This is a genomic window from Colwellia ponticola, from assembly GCF_005885605.1.
In the GTDB taxonomy this organism is placed as follows: domain Bacteria; phylum Pseudomonadota; class Gammaproteobacteria; order Enterobacterales; family Alteromonadaceae; genus Colwellia; species Colwellia ponticola.
In genome coordinates, this window is record NZ_SZVP01000005.1 from 104,881 (window position 1) to 121,918 (window position 17,038).

At 38.2% G+C, this 17,038-nt stretch carries 18 protein-coding genes; 5 read left to right on the forward strand and 13 right to left on the reverse strand.

Annotated elements, in window-relative coordinates; all coding sequences use genetic code 11:
* Positions 1–2 precede the first annotated feature (2 nt).
* The 3 genes from slmA to FCS21_RS07685 all read left to right on the forward strand — a co-directional run bounded on the left by slmA (position 3) and on the right by FCS21_RS07685 (position 3,154).
* On the forward strand, positions 3–599 hold the full coding sequence (gene slmA, locus FCS21_RS07675) for a nucleoid occlusion factor SlmA (protein WP_138622073.1): 597 nt from the start codon (positions 3–5) through the stop codon (positions 597–599).
* Between the two features lie 120 nt (positions 600–719).
* Positions 720–2,183 carry an aminoacyl-histidine dipeptidase gene (locus FCS21_RS07680; protein ID WP_138622075.1) on the forward strand — a complete coding sequence of 488 codons (1,464 nt, stop codon included), beginning with the start codon at positions 720–722 and terminating at the stop codon, positions 2,181–2,183.
* Positions 2,184–2,494: 311 nt separating this feature from the next.
* On the forward strand, positions 2,495–3,154 hold the full coding sequence (locus tag FCS21_RS07685; protein WP_138622077.1) for a response regulator: 660 nt from the start codon (positions 2,495–2,497) through the stop codon (positions 3,152–3,154).
* Between the two features lie 141 nt (positions 3,155–3,295).
* On the opposite strand, the gene fre is transcribed toward FCS21_RS07685, so the two are convergent.
* The 4 genes from fre to trxA form a co-directional block, all read right to left on the reverse strand.
* Positions 3,296–4,015: an NAD(P)H-flavin reductase gene (fre, locus tag FCS21_RS07690; protein WP_138622079.1), complete on the reverse strand. Its 720-nt coding sequence runs from the start codon at positions 4,013–4,015 to the stop codon at positions 3,296–3,298.
* Positions 4,016–4,076: 61 nt separating this feature from the next.
* Entirely contained in the window at positions 4,077–5,558 is a 1,482-nt protein-coding gene (gene ubiD / locus FCS21_RS07695) for a 4-hydroxy-3-polyprenylbenzoate decarboxylase (protein ID WP_138622081.1), read from the reverse strand.
* A 200-nt stretch (positions 5,559–5,758) separates the two neighbouring features.
* Positions 5,759–7,018 carry a transcription termination factor Rho gene (gene rho, locus FCS21_RS07700; protein WP_138622083.1) on the reverse strand — a complete coding sequence of 420 codons (1,260 nt, stop codon included), beginning with the start codon at positions 7,016–7,018 and terminating at the stop codon, positions 5,759–5,761.
* Positions 7,019–7,278: 260 nt separating this feature from the next.
* Positions 7,279–7,605 (reverse strand): thioredoxin TrxA, encoded by a 327-nt coding sequence (trxA, locus tag FCS21_RS07705; RefSeq protein ID WP_138622085.1) that lies wholly within the window; start codon positions 7,603–7,605, stop codon positions 7,279–7,281.
* Between the two features lie 165 nt (positions 7,606–7,770).
* Between trxA and rhlB the strand changes: the two genes are divergently transcribed.
* Both rhlB and FCS21_RS07715 read left to right on the forward strand, forming a co-directional pair.
* Entirely contained in the window at positions 7,771–9,057 is a 1,287-nt protein-coding gene (gene rhlB, locus FCS21_RS07710) for an ATP-dependent RNA helicase RhlB (RefSeq protein ID WP_138622086.1), read from the forward strand.
* 27 nt (positions 9,058–9,084) lie between these two features.
* Positions 9,085–10,086 carry a Ppx/GppA phosphatase family protein gene (locus FCS21_RS07715; RefSeq protein ID WP_138622088.1) on the forward strand — a complete coding sequence of 334 codons (1,002 nt, stop codon included), beginning with the start codon at positions 9,085–9,087 and terminating at the stop codon, positions 10,084–10,086.
* A 66-nt stretch (positions 10,087–10,152) separates the two neighbouring features.
* Here the strand turns inward: FCS21_RS07715 and FCS21_RS07720 are convergent, their stop codons facing one another.
* The 9 genes from FCS21_RS07720 to rpoH all read right to left on the reverse strand — a co-directional run bounded on the left by FCS21_RS07720 (position 10,153) and on the right by rpoH (position 16,712).
* Complete coding sequence (locus tag FCS21_RS07720; RefSeq protein ID WP_138622090.1) at positions 10,153–10,455, reverse strand: hypothetical protein; 303 nt, start codon at positions 10,453–10,455, stop codon at positions 10,153–10,155.
* A gap of 120 nt (positions 10,456–10,575) precedes the next feature.
* Positions 10,576–11,622, reverse strand: a complete 1,047-nt coding sequence (gene hemB / locus FCS21_RS07725) for a porphobilinogen synthase (protein WP_138622092.1) — start codon at positions 11,620–11,622, stop codon at positions 10,576–10,578.
* A gap of 41 nt (positions 11,623–11,663) precedes the next feature.
* Complete coding sequence (locus FCS21_RS07730; protein ID WP_138622280.1) at positions 11,664–12,473, reverse strand: GGDEF domain-containing protein; 810 nt, start codon at positions 12,471–12,473, stop codon at positions 11,664–11,666.
* Between the two features lie 75 nt (positions 12,474–12,548).
* Positions 12,549–13,376 (reverse strand): TatD family hydrolase, encoded by an 828-nt coding sequence (locus tag FCS21_RS07735; protein WP_138622094.1) that lies wholly within the window; start codon positions 13,374–13,376, stop codon positions 12,549–12,551.
* Positions 13,377–13,388: 12 nt separating this feature from the next.
* Complete coding sequence (locus FCS21_RS07740; RefSeq protein WP_138622096.1) at positions 13,389–13,934, reverse strand: hypothetical protein; 546 nt, start codon at positions 13,932–13,934, stop codon at positions 13,389–13,391.
* Position 13,935: 1 nt separating this feature from the next.
* Entirely contained in the window at positions 13,936–14,706 is a 771-nt protein-coding gene (tatC, locus tag FCS21_RS07745) for a twin-arginine translocase subunit TatC (RefSeq protein ID WP_138622098.1), read from the reverse strand.
* Positions 14,703–15,260 carry a Sec-independent protein translocase protein TatB gene (gene tatB, locus FCS21_RS17020; protein ID WP_171035659.1) on the reverse strand — a complete coding sequence of 186 codons (558 nt, stop codon included), beginning with the start codon at positions 15,258–15,260 and terminating at the stop codon, positions 14,703–14,705. The genes tatC and tatB overlap by 4 nt, the downstream gene beginning before the upstream one ends.
* 3 nt (positions 15,261–15,263) lie before the next feature.
* Positions 15,264–15,524: a twin-arginine translocase TatA/TatE family subunit gene (gene tatA / locus FCS21_RS07755; protein WP_138622100.1), complete on the reverse strand. Its 261-nt coding sequence runs from the start codon at positions 15,522–15,524 to the stop codon at positions 15,264–15,266.
* Between the two features lie 330 nt (positions 15,525–15,854).
* Positions 15,855–16,712, reverse strand: a complete 858-nt coding sequence (rpoH, locus tag FCS21_RS07760) for an RNA polymerase sigma factor RpoH (RefSeq protein WP_138622102.1) — start codon at positions 16,710–16,712, stop codon at positions 15,855–15,857.
* Positions 16,713–17,038 lie beyond the last annotated feature (326 nt).

The following is a 17,038-nucleotide window of genomic DNA, read 5'->3' on the forward strand; positions in this document are numbered from 1 at the left end:
ATATGGTTGCCACACAAAGTAAAAGTCCAAAGCCAAACCGTAAACACCAAATATTAGAATCCTTAGCGTTAATGTTACAAAACTGTCCTGGGCAGCGAATAACTACCGCAAAATTAGCCGCTGAAGTTGGTTTTTCCGAAGCGGCTTTATATCGTCATTTCCCTTCAAAAGCACGCATGTTTGAAGGATTAATCGACTTTATCGAAGAATCTATTTTTTCACGCATCAATTTAATTCTTACCGATCATAAAGAAGCGCTAGTTCGTTGCCATCATATTTTGCATGTACTTTTAGTGTTTTCTGAACGCAATCCTGGTATGTGTCGTATATTAGCTGGTGATGCTCTCATGGGTGAAAATGAACGTTTACGCGGCAGAGTTCATCAGTTCTTTGAAAAGCTAGAATCACAATTCAAACAAGTATTAAGAGAACGAAAACTACGTGAAGGTAAAACATTTTCTATTAATGAAGCGGCTTTAGCTAATCTACTGGTGTCATTTGCTGAAGGAAAAATGAGTCAATATGTTAGATCTGGCTATACTAAAAAGCCGAGTAGCGATTTTAATGAACAATGGCAATTTTTAATGGCCGATAAGTAATAACTCTTTTTTGGCAAACAGATTAAAAAACAAAGCAATACTGTCATCATTTAGCGCTAAACGCTAAGCAGTAATCTTCAACGACTGAAATGAGTCGTCTTATATTTTTCGAGGCAAAAAATGAGCTCTCTCTCACAACTTTCACCTAGTCATTTATGGCAATTATTTGAAAAAATTTGCAGTATTCCACATCCATCTAAGCATGAACAAAAAATATCATTATGGATACAAAACTGGGCTAAAGAGCTTGGTTTAACTATTAAAGAAGACGCTGTTGGTAACTTAATTATTAAAAAGCCAGCAACCGTCGGTATGGAAGACCTTAAAGGCACAATTTTACAAGCTCATATGGATATGGTGCCACAAAAAAACAGCGATACTGACCATGATTTCCTTACCGATCCAATTAAACCTTATGTTATAGAATCAGGTGATTGGGTAACCGCACAGGGCACCACCTTAGGTGCAGACAATGGTGTTGGTTTAGCGTCAGCTTTAGCCGTTTTAGCCAGTGATGATATTCCTCATGGCCCTTTAGAAGTGCTGATAACCATTGATGAAGAGGCAGGTATGACCGGCGCGTTTGGCTTAGCAACTGGTTGGCTTGAAGGTGATATATTAATTAATACTGACTCAGAGCAAGAAGGTGAAGTGTACATGGGCTGTGCTGGTGGCATTGATGGTAATGCCAACTTCTCGCTAGCTTTTGAAAAAGTTCCTAGCGATTATCAAGCATTTAACTTGTCTATTTCTGGTCTAAAGGGGGGGCACTCTGGTGTTGATATACATACTGGCCGTGCCAATGCGAACAAACTATTAGTCCGTTTTTTATTAAATGCCAGCATTGACTATGATATTAGTCTAACAGAGCTCAACGGTGGTAGTTTACGTAACGCCATCCCTAGAGAAGCCAACGCTAGTTTTGTTATTGCCAAAGACAAGGTTGCCCCCTTAAAAGTGGCATTAGCTGATTACTTAGCAACCATTAAAGCGAACTTAGCCAGTATCGAAACTGATATTGATATGCTGCTCATTTCACCAGAAGATTTTGAGCAATGTTGGAGTAAAGCGACACAAGCTGCTATTTTACGTGCGCTAAATGGATGCCCTAATGGTGTTGTACGTATGAGTGATGATATTGACGGTATAGTTGAAACATCACTAAACCTTGGTGTTATGAATACTCGTGGTAGTAAATTTAATGCTATGGTATTGATACGTAGCCTACATGATGATGGGCGTTTAGAGACCCAACGCACGGTACAGTCTGTGTTTGAATTAGCGGGCGCTGACGTTATTTTCTCGGGTGCTTATCCTGGTTGGAAACCTAACACCGACTCTGCCATTATGAAGACTGTACGAGATACTTATCAAACTCTCTTTAATAAAGTACCAGCCGTTATGGTAATTCACGCAGGTTTAGAGTGTGGTTTGTTTAAAACGGCTTATCCACATTGGGATATGGTCTCTATTGGACCAACAATTAAGTTTCCACACTCACCAGATGAAAAAATAGAAATAGCGTCTGTTAACCAATATTGGCAATTATTAGTGGCTGTGTTGGCTAACATCCCTAAAAAGTAACCATGTAACTCACAATACCCAAGAGAGTAAGCTAGCGACTAGCGAGCAACATAAAATAATTACTTAAGTTATCGTTTATATTGCTGGTTTACCTCTATCATGTCACAACAAGCTATTGTCTGATCTCAATAACCTAAAGATAAAACACCGCACTTTGCAGTGTGTATTCATTCCCCCCCAAAAAAACAAGTATTAATAAGCATTCTTACAATTCATAGCTTTAACGATCAATGTCGACTATTCATAACTAACCTTTGTTATTAATTTTTTTTCCGTTAGAATGAATGAACTACTTTTTAGGATACTTGCTAATGATTCAGCCAGAAAAAATAATAATAGCTGACGATCATCCCTTGTTTAGACAAGCTTTACTAGGGACATTAAAAGCTAAGCTAACTTATACAACTTGGGTAGAAGCACAAACTATTGAAGAGCTCGAACTACAGCTCTCTAAGCATAATGATAGTGATTTGCTATTACTCGATTTAAATATTCCAGGTGCCCATGGTTTTAATACCTTAATTCATGTGCGTACTCATTTCCCACAAATTCCCGTTGTTATCGTATCAGCATATGAAGATCACGATACTATTGGCAAAGCGATGTCCTACGGCGCTGCTGGTTTTGTGCCAAAGTCGACACCTGTGGATGATATTTACTCTGCTATTGTAGCGGTATTATCAGGGAATATTTGGCTTCCTAGCTCTTTTGAACAAAAACACATAGATAATAATGGTCAAGACATCGCTGAGCGCGTAGCAAGTTTAACCCAACAACAATATCGTATATTAATGATGTTCGCTCAGGGCATGCTCAATAAACAAATTGCCTACGACTTAAATGTCTCTGAGGCAACCATTAAAGCGCACGCGACCGCTATTTTTAGAAAACTTGATGTACGTAATCGCACTCAAGCGGTCATTGCCATCGCGCAGTTACATTTAACTGAAGCTGACTTTCAAGCCAATTAAGTGTGGCCTACAATAGCCCGCACTCGCTTTTTATCGCTTTTTATCGCTTTTTATCACTTGCTTTATCAAGTGATATTTCTAGAAACAATAAAGCACGTCGATGACGTGCTTTATTGTTTCTATTAGCCTAGCTTTTAACAATTAAATAAAGGCAAAAGCGTCTGCATACATATGCTCTAATAACGCACCATGCTTAACAAAGTCACCACGAATAGCACCGACCATATCAAAGCGTCCTGCTAAGTAAATATCGTAAGAGGCAAAGTTAGCAATATCTTCCATAGCGGCTTGGTGTACTAACCCAGTTTTACCTTGCCATGACTTTGCTGACGCTTCAGTCATATGTTCAACAACGGGAATAAATTTACCATGAGGCAGTTGTGCAATAGTCGCCATCGTTTTTTCTAGCTCATAAACGGCACTTTCTTCACGCAACCCCCAATAAACAACAACTTGACGCTGTGATTTTTGTTCAGCTAAATACTCAAACATTGATTTGATATATGAGAAACCAGTACCGCCAGCAAGTAATAATAATGGTCGCTCACTCTCGGTACGTAATTGGGCATTGCCTAAAGGTATCTCAATCGTGACTGCTTCGCCACTTGCTTGGCTAGCTTTAATGCATTCTATAACCTGCATAGGATAACTATCAGCAGCAAAAGCTCCTATTTGTAACTCAATCAGGTCACTATTAGGTGAACTAGCAATTGAGAACGGGCGCTTATCTTTATCACTCATAACAACGTTTACATATTGGCCAGCAATAAAATCAACTTTTTCATTCGGTTTTAATAATACTTTATAAACATGAGTCGTTAATGATGATAACGACTGTATTTGACAACTAACTGTCTTCATTCTTTAACCTTTTACGTTATTGGTAATTTTTATTTAAACGAGCTATGTATATGTAAACCCGCTACATAATAGCTAAGTCGTCCCAAAGTTCATCTACTTGATTTTTTATTTCTTGTGTCATTTCGATAGGTTCGCCCCATTCTCGATTTGTTTCACCTGGCCATTTATTAGTAGCGTCTAAGCCCATTTTAGAACCTAAACCAGAAACAGGTGAAGCAAAATCAAGATAATCGATTGGGGTATTATCAATTAGAACTGTATCTCGACTCGGATCCATTCGCGTGGTCATGGCCCAAATAACATCTTCCCAGTTTCTAGCATTGATATCATCGTCACATACTATCACAAATTTAGTATACATAAATTGGCGTAAAAACGACCACACACCCATCATTACGCGCTTAGCATGACCTGCATATTGCTTTTTAATGGTCACAACAGCAAGACGGTATGAGCAACCTTCTGGTGGTAAGTAGAAATCTTGAATTTCAGGGAATTGTTTTTGTAAAATAGGCACAAACACTTCATTAAGCGCCACACCTAAAATAGCGGGCTCATCTGGCGGTCTACCCGTATAAGTACTATGGTAAATAGCATCTTTACGCATAGTAATATGCGTTACCGTCATGACTGGAAAGTTATCTACCTCGTTATAATAACCGGTATGATCACCATAAGGCCCTTCAGGTGCGGTCTCAACAGGGTCTAAATAGCCTTCCAAAATAATTTCGGCTGTCGCCGGCACTTCTAAATTATTACTGATTGATTTAGCGACTTCAGTTTTCGCACCACGTAATAAGCCAGCAAAGGCATATTCAGAGAGCGTATCTGGCACAGGTGTTACCGCCCCTAAAATAGTCGCGGGATCAGCACCTAAAGCAACGCAAACAGGGTATTTTTCACCAGGGTTTTCTTTTTTAAACTCTTGAAAATCAAGTGCGCCACCACGATGCGATAGCCAGCGCATAATCACTTTGTTTTTACTTAAGACTTGTTGGCGATAGATACCCAAGTTTTGACGCTCTTTATGTGGGCCGCGCGTAACGGTTAAGCCCCAGGTAATTAATGGTGCTACATCGCCTGGCCAACACTTTTGTATTGGTAATTTAGTTAAGTCTACTTCATCACCAGATAACACGACTTGTTGACATAATGGTTTTTTAATCACTTTTACCGGCATATTCAATACTTGTTTATACACAGGTATTTTACCAATAGCATCACGAAAGCCTTTTGGTGGTTCAGGCTCTTTTAACATAGCGAGTAATTTACCAACGTCGCGTAACGCACTAACATTTTCTTGTCCCATTGCTAAAGCAACCCTATCTGGCGTACCAAAAAGGTTAGTTAGCACTGGCATCGGGTATCGCTCACCCTGCTCATTAACTGCATTTTCAAACAGTAATGCAGGACCTTTGGCTCTTAGCGTTCGGTCGCTAATTTCAGTCATAGTTAAATGGGTTGAAATAGGTTGTTTAATGCGCTTTAACTGGCCTATTTTTTCAAGCTGAATAATAAAATCTCTTAAATCACTGTATTTCATAATGCTCTATTTAGACTCTACTCTAATTAAAAAGCCAGTCGAAGTGACTGGCTTTGTTTAGGACTTGTTGAACTTAATCTTTGACCCTAATCTTTGGCGTATGCAAAGTATCGGTAAAACAGTCTGTCGATATAATATTATCTACGTACTTAAATGTTCTATACGTACTTAGCTAGGCTTTGGATTATAACCAATGAGTATTATTTACGCTTCATTGAATCAAAAAACTCATCATTGGTTTTAGTCATAGCAAGTTTGTCGATTAAGAATTCAATGGCACCTATTTCATCCATTTCATGGACAATTTTACGTAAAATCCACATTTTTTGTAATTCATCAGGCTTAGTAATAAGCTCTTCACGACGAGTACCACTACGGTTAATGTTAATGGCTGGGAAGACGCGTTTCTCAGAAATTTTACGTGACAGGTGTAATTCCATATTACCTGTACCTTTGAATTCTTCGTAAATAACTTCATCCATTTTAGAACCAGTTTCCACTAATGCGGTCGCGATAATGGTTAAACTACCACCTTCTTCAATATTACGTGCCGCACCAAAGAAACGTTTTGGACGATGTAAAGCGTTAGCATCAACACCACCAGTTAAGATTTTACCTGACGAAGGAATTACCGTGTTGTACGCACGCGCTAAACGGGTAATAGAATCAAGTAGGATAACGACATCTTTTTTGTGTTCAACTAAACGTTTAGCTTTTTCAATAACCATTTCAGCGACTTGTACATGTCGACTAGCTGGCTCATCAAATGTTGAAGCTATAACTTCGCCTTTTACAAGACGTTGCATTTCAGTTACTTCTTCTGGACGTTCATCAATCAATAATACCATTAATTCGGCTTCAGGATTATTGTGAGCAATACTCTGCGCGATATTTTGTAGTAGTAATGTTTTACCCGCTTTAGGTGGGGCAACAATTAAACCACGTTGTCCCTTACCAATGGGTGAAGCTAAATCTAAAATACGTGCGGTAATATCTTCGGTTGAACCATTACCACGTGCTAGAGAGAAGCGATCGGTTGGATGAATAGGTGTTAAGTTTTCGAATAATATTTTGTTACGGGTATTTTCAGGTCGATCAAAGTTAACTTCTGTCACTTTTAATAAGGCAAAGTAACGTTCGCCTTTTTTCGGTGAGCGAATTTTACCTTGAATGGTATCACCCGTACGCATACTAAAGCGGCGAATTTGGCTTGGCGATACATAAATATCATCTGGGCCTGCTAAATATGAAGAGTCTGCTGAGCGTAAGAAACCAAAGCCATCTTGTAGAATCTCTAACACACCGCCGCCGAAAATATCATTATCACTTTCAGCATGGGATTTTAAAATAGCAAAAATTATGTCTTGTTTACGAGTTCTAGCAAGGTTTTCAAGCTTCATTGTTGCGGCAAGCGCAACCAATTCATTAATGGATTTTTCTTTTAGTTCGGTAAGGTTCATAGGGGGTTTCTTAAAGTATTTTAAGTAATGTGCCTTGGGCGATTGCCGACACTAGTGTGTATTCAATATAGTTATGTTTTTGTTTTAAATAAGTAAGGATAGAGATGGTAAAGCGATGTTATTTTGTACTTAGGGGGTAAATTTAGCACTAAAATTTGTTTAGGTAAAGGTAGAATGAAAATGTAAGAAGAAATTTTACACTAAAAATTAAAAAGCCCACTAACATGATTATCAGTTACTAGGCTTTTTACCTATTCAATTTATAAATTTTTATCTAAAAATTCTTTTAATTGAGTTTTCGATAGTGCGCCCACTTTCGTGTCAGCAATCTCACCATCTTTAAAAAGCAATAAAGTAGGGATACCACGAACACCGTACTTAGGCGGTGTAACAGAGTTATCGTCTATGTTTAATTTACCTACAGTCACTTTACCATCGTATTCAGTGGCAATATCATCAAGTACTGGAGCAATCATCTTACATGGACCACACCATTCAGCCCAAAAATCAACTAAGACTAAACCTGATGCTTTTAAGACATCGGCTTCAAAACTATCATCAGTTAGCTGAACAATTTTATCGTTCATTATATTCTCCGTTTGTTATGGCTAAAGCGCCTTTATGGTAATTATACCGTGATTAACTGCTTTTCCAATACTGTTTTATGTAACATTAATATTAATTACGCAGTTTGTATGAATTAATTATTTATTAAGCAACCATTTTGCTAACAAAACTGTTAAGCTAGCGCCATGAAAAAAACACACTTAACAGAAACTAAATTCGCTGACCTAAATCTTGCTCCGCAAGTTGTTACCGGACTAGAAGCCATGGGCTTCGACTATTGTACATCTATTCAGGAAAAGTCTTTACCTGTTCTTTTGCAAGGCACTGATATTGCTGGCGAAGCGCAAACAGGTGAAGGTAAGACTATTGCCTTTTTAGCTGCCACTTTCCATCATTTGCTTCAAAAAGAAGCACCTACGCATAATCAACCGCGTGCCTTAATCATGGCGCCGACACGTGAATTAGCAATACAAATTCATCGTGACGCTACTGAAATGGCAAAAAGTACCGGATTACGTCTTGGAGTTGTATATGGGGGCGAAGGTTATGAAAGTCAACGCCTAGAACTTGAAAAAGGTGTCGATATTCTTATTGGCACTTGTGGTCGTTTACTTGATTACATGAAACAAGGCATCTACAACCTAAGTAAAATCGAAGTCATTGTACTTGACGAAGCAGATAGAATGTTTGATTTAGGCTTTATCAAAGATATTCGTTATATGTTTGATAAAATGCCTCCTGCTACTGAACGTTTAAGTATGTTGTTCTCAGCAACCTTATCATTCCGTGTTAAAGAGCTCGCCTTTGATCACATGAATGATCCAACCAGTGTCGAAGTTGCCGCTGGACAAAAAACCAATAGCCGCATTAGTGAAGAATTATTTTACCCTTCTAATGAAGATAAAATGACCTTATTACAAACGTTAATTGAAGAAGATTGGCCAGAAAAAGCCATCGTATTTGCTAATACCAAGCATGTTTGTGAAAAAGTTTTTGACCATTTAAGTGCTGATAATATTCGTGTTGGCTTATTAACTGGTGATGTACCACAGAAAAAACGTCTTAAAGTATTAGAACAATTTACTGACGGCACACTCGATATTTTAGTAGCAACCGATGTAGCCGCGCGTGGTTTACATATTCCGAGTGTAACGCATGTCTTTAACTATGACTTACCTGATGACTGCGAAGATTATGTGCACCGCATTGGTCGTACAGGTCGTGCTGGTGAATCAGGGCATTCCATTAGTTTAGCGTGTGAGCAATATGTATTTAACTTGCCGGCCATTGAAAGCTATATAGAACATGAACTACCGGTAACAAAATACGATAGTGATGCGTTATTAACTGACTTACCTAAACCTAAACCTCGCCAACGTCGCCCTAGAACAACGAGTAATAGACAAGGTGGTCGCTCAAATACAAGACCGAACAACCGTGGTAGTAATAACCATAGCGGTAATCGTAGTTAATTCACTAATTATCTGGGATAGAGTCGATTGAGTAACTTAACGAGCCAAAATCAAGCTAAAGCTAAACCCAAGGCAATACCACAGTATGATGATAGTCATTATGCGGTGGTAGATTTAGGCTCTAATAGTTTTCACCTACTAATTACCCAAGTGGTAGACTCACCAACGGGTAAATCAATAAAAATCGTTAATAAAGTTAAACAAAAAATTCGTTTAGCTGCAGGGTTAGATGAGCATAATTTTCTGACCGATGAAGCTATAACACGTGGTCTTAATTGCCTGAAAAAATTTGCTTTATATCTACATACTATTCCGGTTACTAATATTCTGATTGTCGCTACCGCAGCACTACGTATTGCTAATAATAATCAACTTTTTTTTGATGCCGCCAAAGATATTTTACCTAAACAGATAAAGTTACTGAGCGGAGAGCAAGAAGCAAAAACAATTTATGCTGGGGCAGTACATACGGCCAGAGCAGCCAATCAACTACCCACGAATACTAAACAATTAGTACTTGATATTGGTGGTGCCAGTACCGAAATGATTGTTGGTGTAGGTTGTAGCGCAAAAAAAGTAGTCAGTTTGAATATGGGTTGTGTTAGCTTAATTACTCAGTATTTTGCTAAAGGCCTATTAACAAAAGAAAGCTTTAGTCAAGGCGTTGCGCATGCCACTGCCGTTATTGACGCTGTTAAAGCAGAGTTCATTGCTCTGGGTTGGCAATCGGCTACCGGTAGCTCTGGTACGATGCAGGCCATCATAGAAATACTCAGTCACCGTCAGCAACCTGCAATAATCACATTAAGTTTTCTGTATGACATTAGAGAGCGGCTTCTCCGCTGTAAAACAATAGATAATATAGATATCGACGGATTAAGAACTGATCGAAAAGCCGTATTAGCCGGTGGTTTATGTATTTTAATTGCTTTATTTGAATGCTTAAATATTAAAGAATTACGTCTTTCTAGTGGTGCACTGCGAGAAGGATTACTGTTTGAATTAGCCCCTAACGCTAAAATTATCTAATACTGTTAACCTTCATTAGCTTCCCTACTCAACCCTTCATTAGCTTCCCTACTCAACGTAGTAAGATTAACTCTCGCTATCATCTTTACGCCATAACGCTCTGAAATACCAAATAGCTATAGGTATCTCAATAAGACTATAACTGAGTAAGGTAAACCAAAACCAGTTTAGCTCATAACTTAAAAAATCAAATGCTATTGCAAGCCCCCAATATTTACTAGCGACAATAAGCAGTGCTACCGCTGAAACTACGCAGTCGAGTAGTGCTACTTTTTGTAAATTTTTTCCTGCTACTTGGGGATATAACCAAGTATAAGCAAGAAAAAGAATAGTCACGTTGAGTAATATAATACTTAATTGAGCAGTCATCTCCCCCCCCTCGGTATTTGTTGTTCAGTTTGGTAATTTAATAAACAACTGAAAAAAAAACGCGATAAAATCGCGCTTTTTATGCTAGGGCATATCAATGCTATAGAGCTAGTAACTGACTTAAGCGTCTTCTTTTAACCACTGCGCTACTTGCTTAGCAAAGTACGTTAAAATACCATCAGCTCCCGCGCGTTTAAAGGCAAGTAGACCTTCCATAACACAAGGCTTCTCTGCTAACCAACCATTTTGAATGGCTGCCATATGCATAGCATATTCACCACTCACTTGATAAGCATAAGTAGGTACTTGAAAGGTATCTTTAACACGACGCACTATATCAAGGTATGGCATACCAGGCTTTACCATCACCATATCCGCACCTTCAGCGATATCTTGAGCAACTTCATGCATGGCTTCATTACTATTAGCTGGGTCCATTTGATAGGTATGTTTATTACCACCTTTAATGTTAGCTGAAGAGCCAACGGCATCACGAAATGGGCCATAGTAATTAGAAGCATACTTAGCTGAATAGGCTAGAATTTTAGTATTCACAAAGCCATTTTCTTCTAAAGCTTCTCTGATTGCACCAACACGTCCGTCCATCATATCTGAAGGTGCGACAATATCAGCACCTGCTTGTGCATGCGATAACGCTTGTTTAACTAAAATATCTTTAGTGACTTCATTGACTACATAACCGGTTTTACCGGCTTTATTGTCATCACTTTCACTTAAAATGCCATCTTGACCATGGGTGGTAAATGGATCAAGTGCGACATCGGTTATCACGGCAAGCTGAGGAAAATTAGCTTTAAGCGCGCGTACGGCACGTTGCGCCAAGCCATCAGGATTGTACGCTTCTTCAGCCATTAATGATTTTTTATCACTTGGGGTCACTGGGAATAAGGCAATCGCTGGTATTTTTAAGTCAACCAACTCTTGTGCTTCCTCAAGTAGTAAATCAATACTTTTACGTTCAACCCCTGGCATTGACGCAATCGCTTCACGCTGATTTTCACCTTCAAGCACAAAAACAGGGTAAATAAGATCATTAACGGTTAACTGTGATTCAGCCATTAAACGGCGAGTATGATCATCAACGCGCATACGACGCATACGACGAGCAGGATATTGGCCAAAAGCCGCGTTACTATTATGGGACATAAGAATTCCTAAATTATTCTATGAAGATATGATTCGTGAAACTACTTTTTAATAAAAGTATATTGTTGGGTTCTATTTCGGCCGTTATGTTTGGCCTCATATAAAGCTTTATCGGCACCAGCAAAAATTTGTTCTGGACTAACATCAGCTTCTTGTTGATAAGTACAGGTACCACAACTAATGGTTAGTCTAATATCAGCAACGTCAAGCTGACAAGGTTGTTGACTGATAAGTAAACGTAACTGCTCGGCAATCTGAAAAGCACCTTGAGCATCAGTATCAGGTAAAATTAAACAAAACTCTTCACCACCATAACGAAATGCTTTATCAGCACTGCGTTTTAAACTTTGCTTTATTTGTTTAGCAACCCAAACTAAACAATGATCACCCGCTAAGTGACCGTGACTATCATTAACCGATTTAAAATGGTCAATATCAATTAATACTAAGCTCAAGGGGGTAAGGTTACGGCGACTACGACGATATTCAGCCAATATCTTCTGGTCGTAATAGCGACGGTTATGTAAACCTGTCAATGCATCTAACACATTTTTTCGTTCTAGCTCTTGATTAGCACTGGCTAATTCTTGTAAGGCTATATTGAGCTCTAAGGTTCGCTCTTGTACTCTTTCTTCTAACAAGTCCTGATTCTCTTGCTGCTTTTTAGCTAAGGTGTTCATTGCTTGTTCTACTATTTTTTCTTTATTTTGTGCTGATTTAAGTAATAATACTTTTCTTTGATACTTCTTATAGTAATGTCGTTTGAGGTACACACATATTAATAAGGCCACTAAGCTACCAAACACAAAGCCTATGCCAAAATATAAATACTCATAATTTTTCTCAGTCATAGCCATGCTTGCAGGCGAATATGCCGCCATTAAAGATGCTAAGCCTACACTTATTTGCCTAAGCAGTGACTTCATTTATAGGGCTTCATTATTTGAAGAAAAATTAAACACCTTAGCGGCATTACTACTCGTTTGCCAAGCTATTTCTGTTGGGTCAACGCCAGTTATACTGGCAATTTCTTTGACGATAAAAGGTAAATAACTCGGTTCATTACGGCTACTTTTGGGTTTAGGTCGAATCGTTCGTGGAGTTAAATAAGGCGCGTCAGTCTCAATCAATAATCGGTTTAATGGAATTAAACTAACAATATCACGCAATGCCTGCCCTCTGCGCTCATCACATAACCAACCTGTTATACCGATATACATATCAGCGGCTATACACTGGCTAAGTTCATCCTTTGAGCCGGTAAAACAGTGTGCCACCATAGCCGGTATTTTATCTAGATAGGGTTTTAGCGTAGCAAACCAAGGATTAAAGGCATCACGCTGGTGTAAAAATAATGGCATATTGAGTTCAGCGGCTAAAGCAACTTGTTCGCTAAAGACTCTTTGTTGTTGAGCGGGGGTTGAAAAATTTCGGTTAAAGTCTAAACCACACTCACCTATCGCTTTAACGTAATCATGTTGAGCTAATTGCTTAAGTTGCTCTATATAATCGCTACTGACATGGTCAGCATCATGAGGGTGAACACCTGCTGTGCTATATAAAAAACCAGGGAAGTTGGCTTGATACTGCTCACACAATAATAATGCTTTCTGGCTTTCTTCGACACTAGTACCTGTGATGAGTAAAGCACTAAGTGCTGAATTTTGCGCGCGACAAAGTACCGCCTCGCGATCTTTATCAAACCGTTGGCTGGTTAAATTCACGCCAACATCAATGAGAGTACTTTCAGTCAAGGTAATCTTGTCCTATTTAAGTCTTTTTACCTTAATGCGTCTATTAATATTTTCTTTTTGTAAAAATACGGAGCTAAACGCTCCTTTAGTCAGCGTGACTTCATCACCTTGTTGGAGCGATAAAGTACCACTATCTTTTTGCTGCCATTGTTGACCATTTTCAAAAGTAATTTTCCATTGTCCGCGTACTGTTTTACTAAGCTTACTCACAGTTAGCGTAATAGAATCGATTTCTTTCTCTAGTTCTTTGGTGGTTTTTTTAACATGTTCTTTAGCAAAGTCATCAACTTGTTGCTCTGCTTGTAACATCGTTTTATCTATTACCAAAGGCTTAGCAGTATCGACCACTAGGTTATTGTTGCTCGTAAGTGCATCAAAACAACCTAGCCTTGATTGGTTATCTGTTATTTCACTGCAGGTTAATATTTTAGTGGCAAGCTGAGTTTCTTTAGCCGATACAATTGGTGCAATAAATAAATGGGTGACGAAGGCATAACAAGTTAGTTGCGTTATTTTTTTTACGCTTATTTTTACGGCTTTTTTTACGGTATGGTTCATCTTAATGCTCCTTTACATCACTCGAGTCGCTTTCGTCATAGGCTTTGTCTGCTTTATGATAAATCGAAGCGATCAAAATACCTACTTCAAATAAAAGTAGCATAGGTACTGCAAGCATTGTTTGTGAAATGATATCGGGTGGTGTTAATAACATACCAATAACAAATGCACCAACAACCACATAAGCACGTTTTTCTCTTAAGCTATCAGGTGTTGTTATACCAGTCCAGCACATTAAAATGATCGCAATAGGAATCTCAAAGGCTACGCCAAAGGCAAAAAATAGTTTTAAAATAAAATCGAGATAACTACTTATATCTGTTGCAATAACCACACCTTCAGGTGCAACCGAAGTAAAGAAGGCAAAAACCACAGGAAAAACAAGAAAATAGGCAAAAGCAATTCCCGCATAAAATAACAAGGTAGAACCCAGCATTAAAGGCGCGATTAAACGTTTTTCATTACTGTATAAACCCGGAGCCACAAAAGACCATATTTGATATAAAACAAATGGCATGGCGATAAATAATGACAACACTAAGGTTAGTTTAAACGGCGCAAAGAAAGGAGAAGCAACATCTGTTGCTATCATTTGAGAGCCTTGAGGCATAACAGATAGCAGTGGCTGTGCTACATATTGGTAAATATCTTGTGCAAAATACACTAAACAGCAAAAGACAATTAACACCCCTAAAACTGACCGTAATAGTCTATTACGTAATTCTAACAGGTGGTCGAAAAGGCTCGCATTTTGTACCGGAGTATTACTCATGGTTGAGGTTTATCACTTTCTTGATTAGCTGGTTTTACGGTATTTTCTGCATTATCTATTACTTCGTCCCACATAGTTGAGGCATCGGTATTTGATATTTTCTGCGACACGTTACTCTCGAGGTCGTTGTTCACTTTATTCGAAGTTTCGCTATGAGTTTCGTTATTGATTTCTTTGTGCGCTTTATTTGACTCAGCCATGGTCTGCGGAGCCGATGCTAATGAAGATGAAATCATTGAATCTGAAGGTTCTTTATCAACTTTCTTAAAAGGCTCATTAACTGAGTCTGCTGCCGCTTGTAGTGACTTTAACGATTCTGCCACTTCAGGGCTTAAGTTTTTTAAATTATTTTCTTCGGCTTTTTTTAGGTTAGCATGCAATTCATGTATACGTAATTCTTCCGTCAACTCGGATTTAACAGTATCACTGAATTTTCGTGCGCCAGATATCCAGCCACGAAGCGTGCGAATTGCAATGGGTAAGCGCTCTGGACCTAAAATAACTAAACCCATAATTGCAATAACAATTAATTCCCAAAAGCCAATATCAAACATACATTAAGCCTGATCGGTATCTTTAGATTTAGATTTATCGGCTGTGTTTTTACTCACATCTTCGCTAGCTTTTTCGTTATGTGCCAAAGTATCTGCCGTTGTGTCTGCACTATCTTTTTTATCTTTTTCTTCACCTATAGCGCTTTTAAAACCTTTTACTGCTGAACCTAAATCACCACCTAAGTTACGTAACTTTTTAGTGCCAAATAATAACACGATAATCACTGCGATAATGACTAGTTGCCAAATGCCAATGCCACCCATAATAAATTCACTCCTATGCTTTGATGCTCACATGGCTAATCACTGTGTTAACGCATGCTTGGTATAAAAGTATTATATACCTAAATAATACAGGGAAACGAGTAAAAGCGGTAAATGATGAGCTAAAACAATATTTATTTTATCGGAACGTTTTTTTCGCTCAACAAGTCATAAAAAAACACTAGATAACACAGACTCATCATTAACTCATTAATAAAAAAGAACAAAAAAGCAACACAAACGATAAAATATCGATAATTTACCATAAAAAAAATCCGATATTTGTTCAATATCGGATTTTTCTTATTGCCGCTAAAAACTATTTTTTAACTAGTCAAATACCATGGTATTTTTTAATTTAGATAAGGCATTTTTTTCTAACTGTCTGACACGTTCTGCCGATATTTGATATTTATTAGCAAGCTCTTGCAAGGTGGTTTTATCTTCGGTTAACCAACGTGTTTTTATAATATCTTGACTACGCTCATCCAGTGCGACTAATGCAGTAGATAAACGTTCATTGGCATGGTTATCCCAATTATCATTTTCAACTTCAACGGCTAAATCAGATTGATTATCTTCAAGATATTGCGCAGGTGCGAAATTACTAGCACCAATATTATCATCGTCATCTTTAGATAGCTCAAACGTTTGGTCATAGCTGCTCATACGAGATTCCATTTCCATCACATCTTTAGTCGTTACCCCAAGGTTTTCAGCAACGGTATTTACTTCTTCGTTACTAAACCAACCTAAACGTTTTTTATTTTTTCGTAAGTTGAAGAATAATTTTCGTTGTGCTTTTGTGGTAGCCACTTTCACTATACGCCAGTTTTTAAGCACATATTCGTGAATTTCTGCTTTAATCCAGTGTACAGCAAACGACACTAAGCGTACGCCAACTTCTGGATTGAAGCGTTTTACTGCCTTCATTAAGCCAACGTTGCCCTCTTGTACTAAATCGGCATGAGGTAAACCATAGCCTGAATAGCCTTTGGCAATATGAATAACAAACCGTAAATGCGACATAATCAATTCTTGTGCCGCTGATAAATCGTTTTCGTTATAGAGACGAGTAGCCAAATTATGTTCTTTTTCTGCGGTTAGCATAGGAATGCTATAGGCGGATCGCGTGTATGCTTCAATACTACCACTTTGTGGTAAGGTAAGTTGCATTGCATGGCTCATAAAAACTCCTCAATTCTTTGTTTTCTATTTGCTTATTGTTCACTGGTAAAAGCATTCTTTTAAAAGTATTTATTACAATGCTTTTCAGAATAATTTCTAAATAATTGGTCTAAGTAATTTGCGTGGGTACGGCATTGGAAAAATTTACTTAGCTGTGAAAATTTACTTAGCGACTACTTAGTCTGCTTAACAGTAGCATACTTCAATCGGTCGATATTATAACACATATCGACACAGTTGACGATGTCAGCGGCACAAACATTAGCTTAATAGAGAGCCCTAGACAAGGCGAACTTGCGATTTTTTGATGAATTTAATGTGACTAT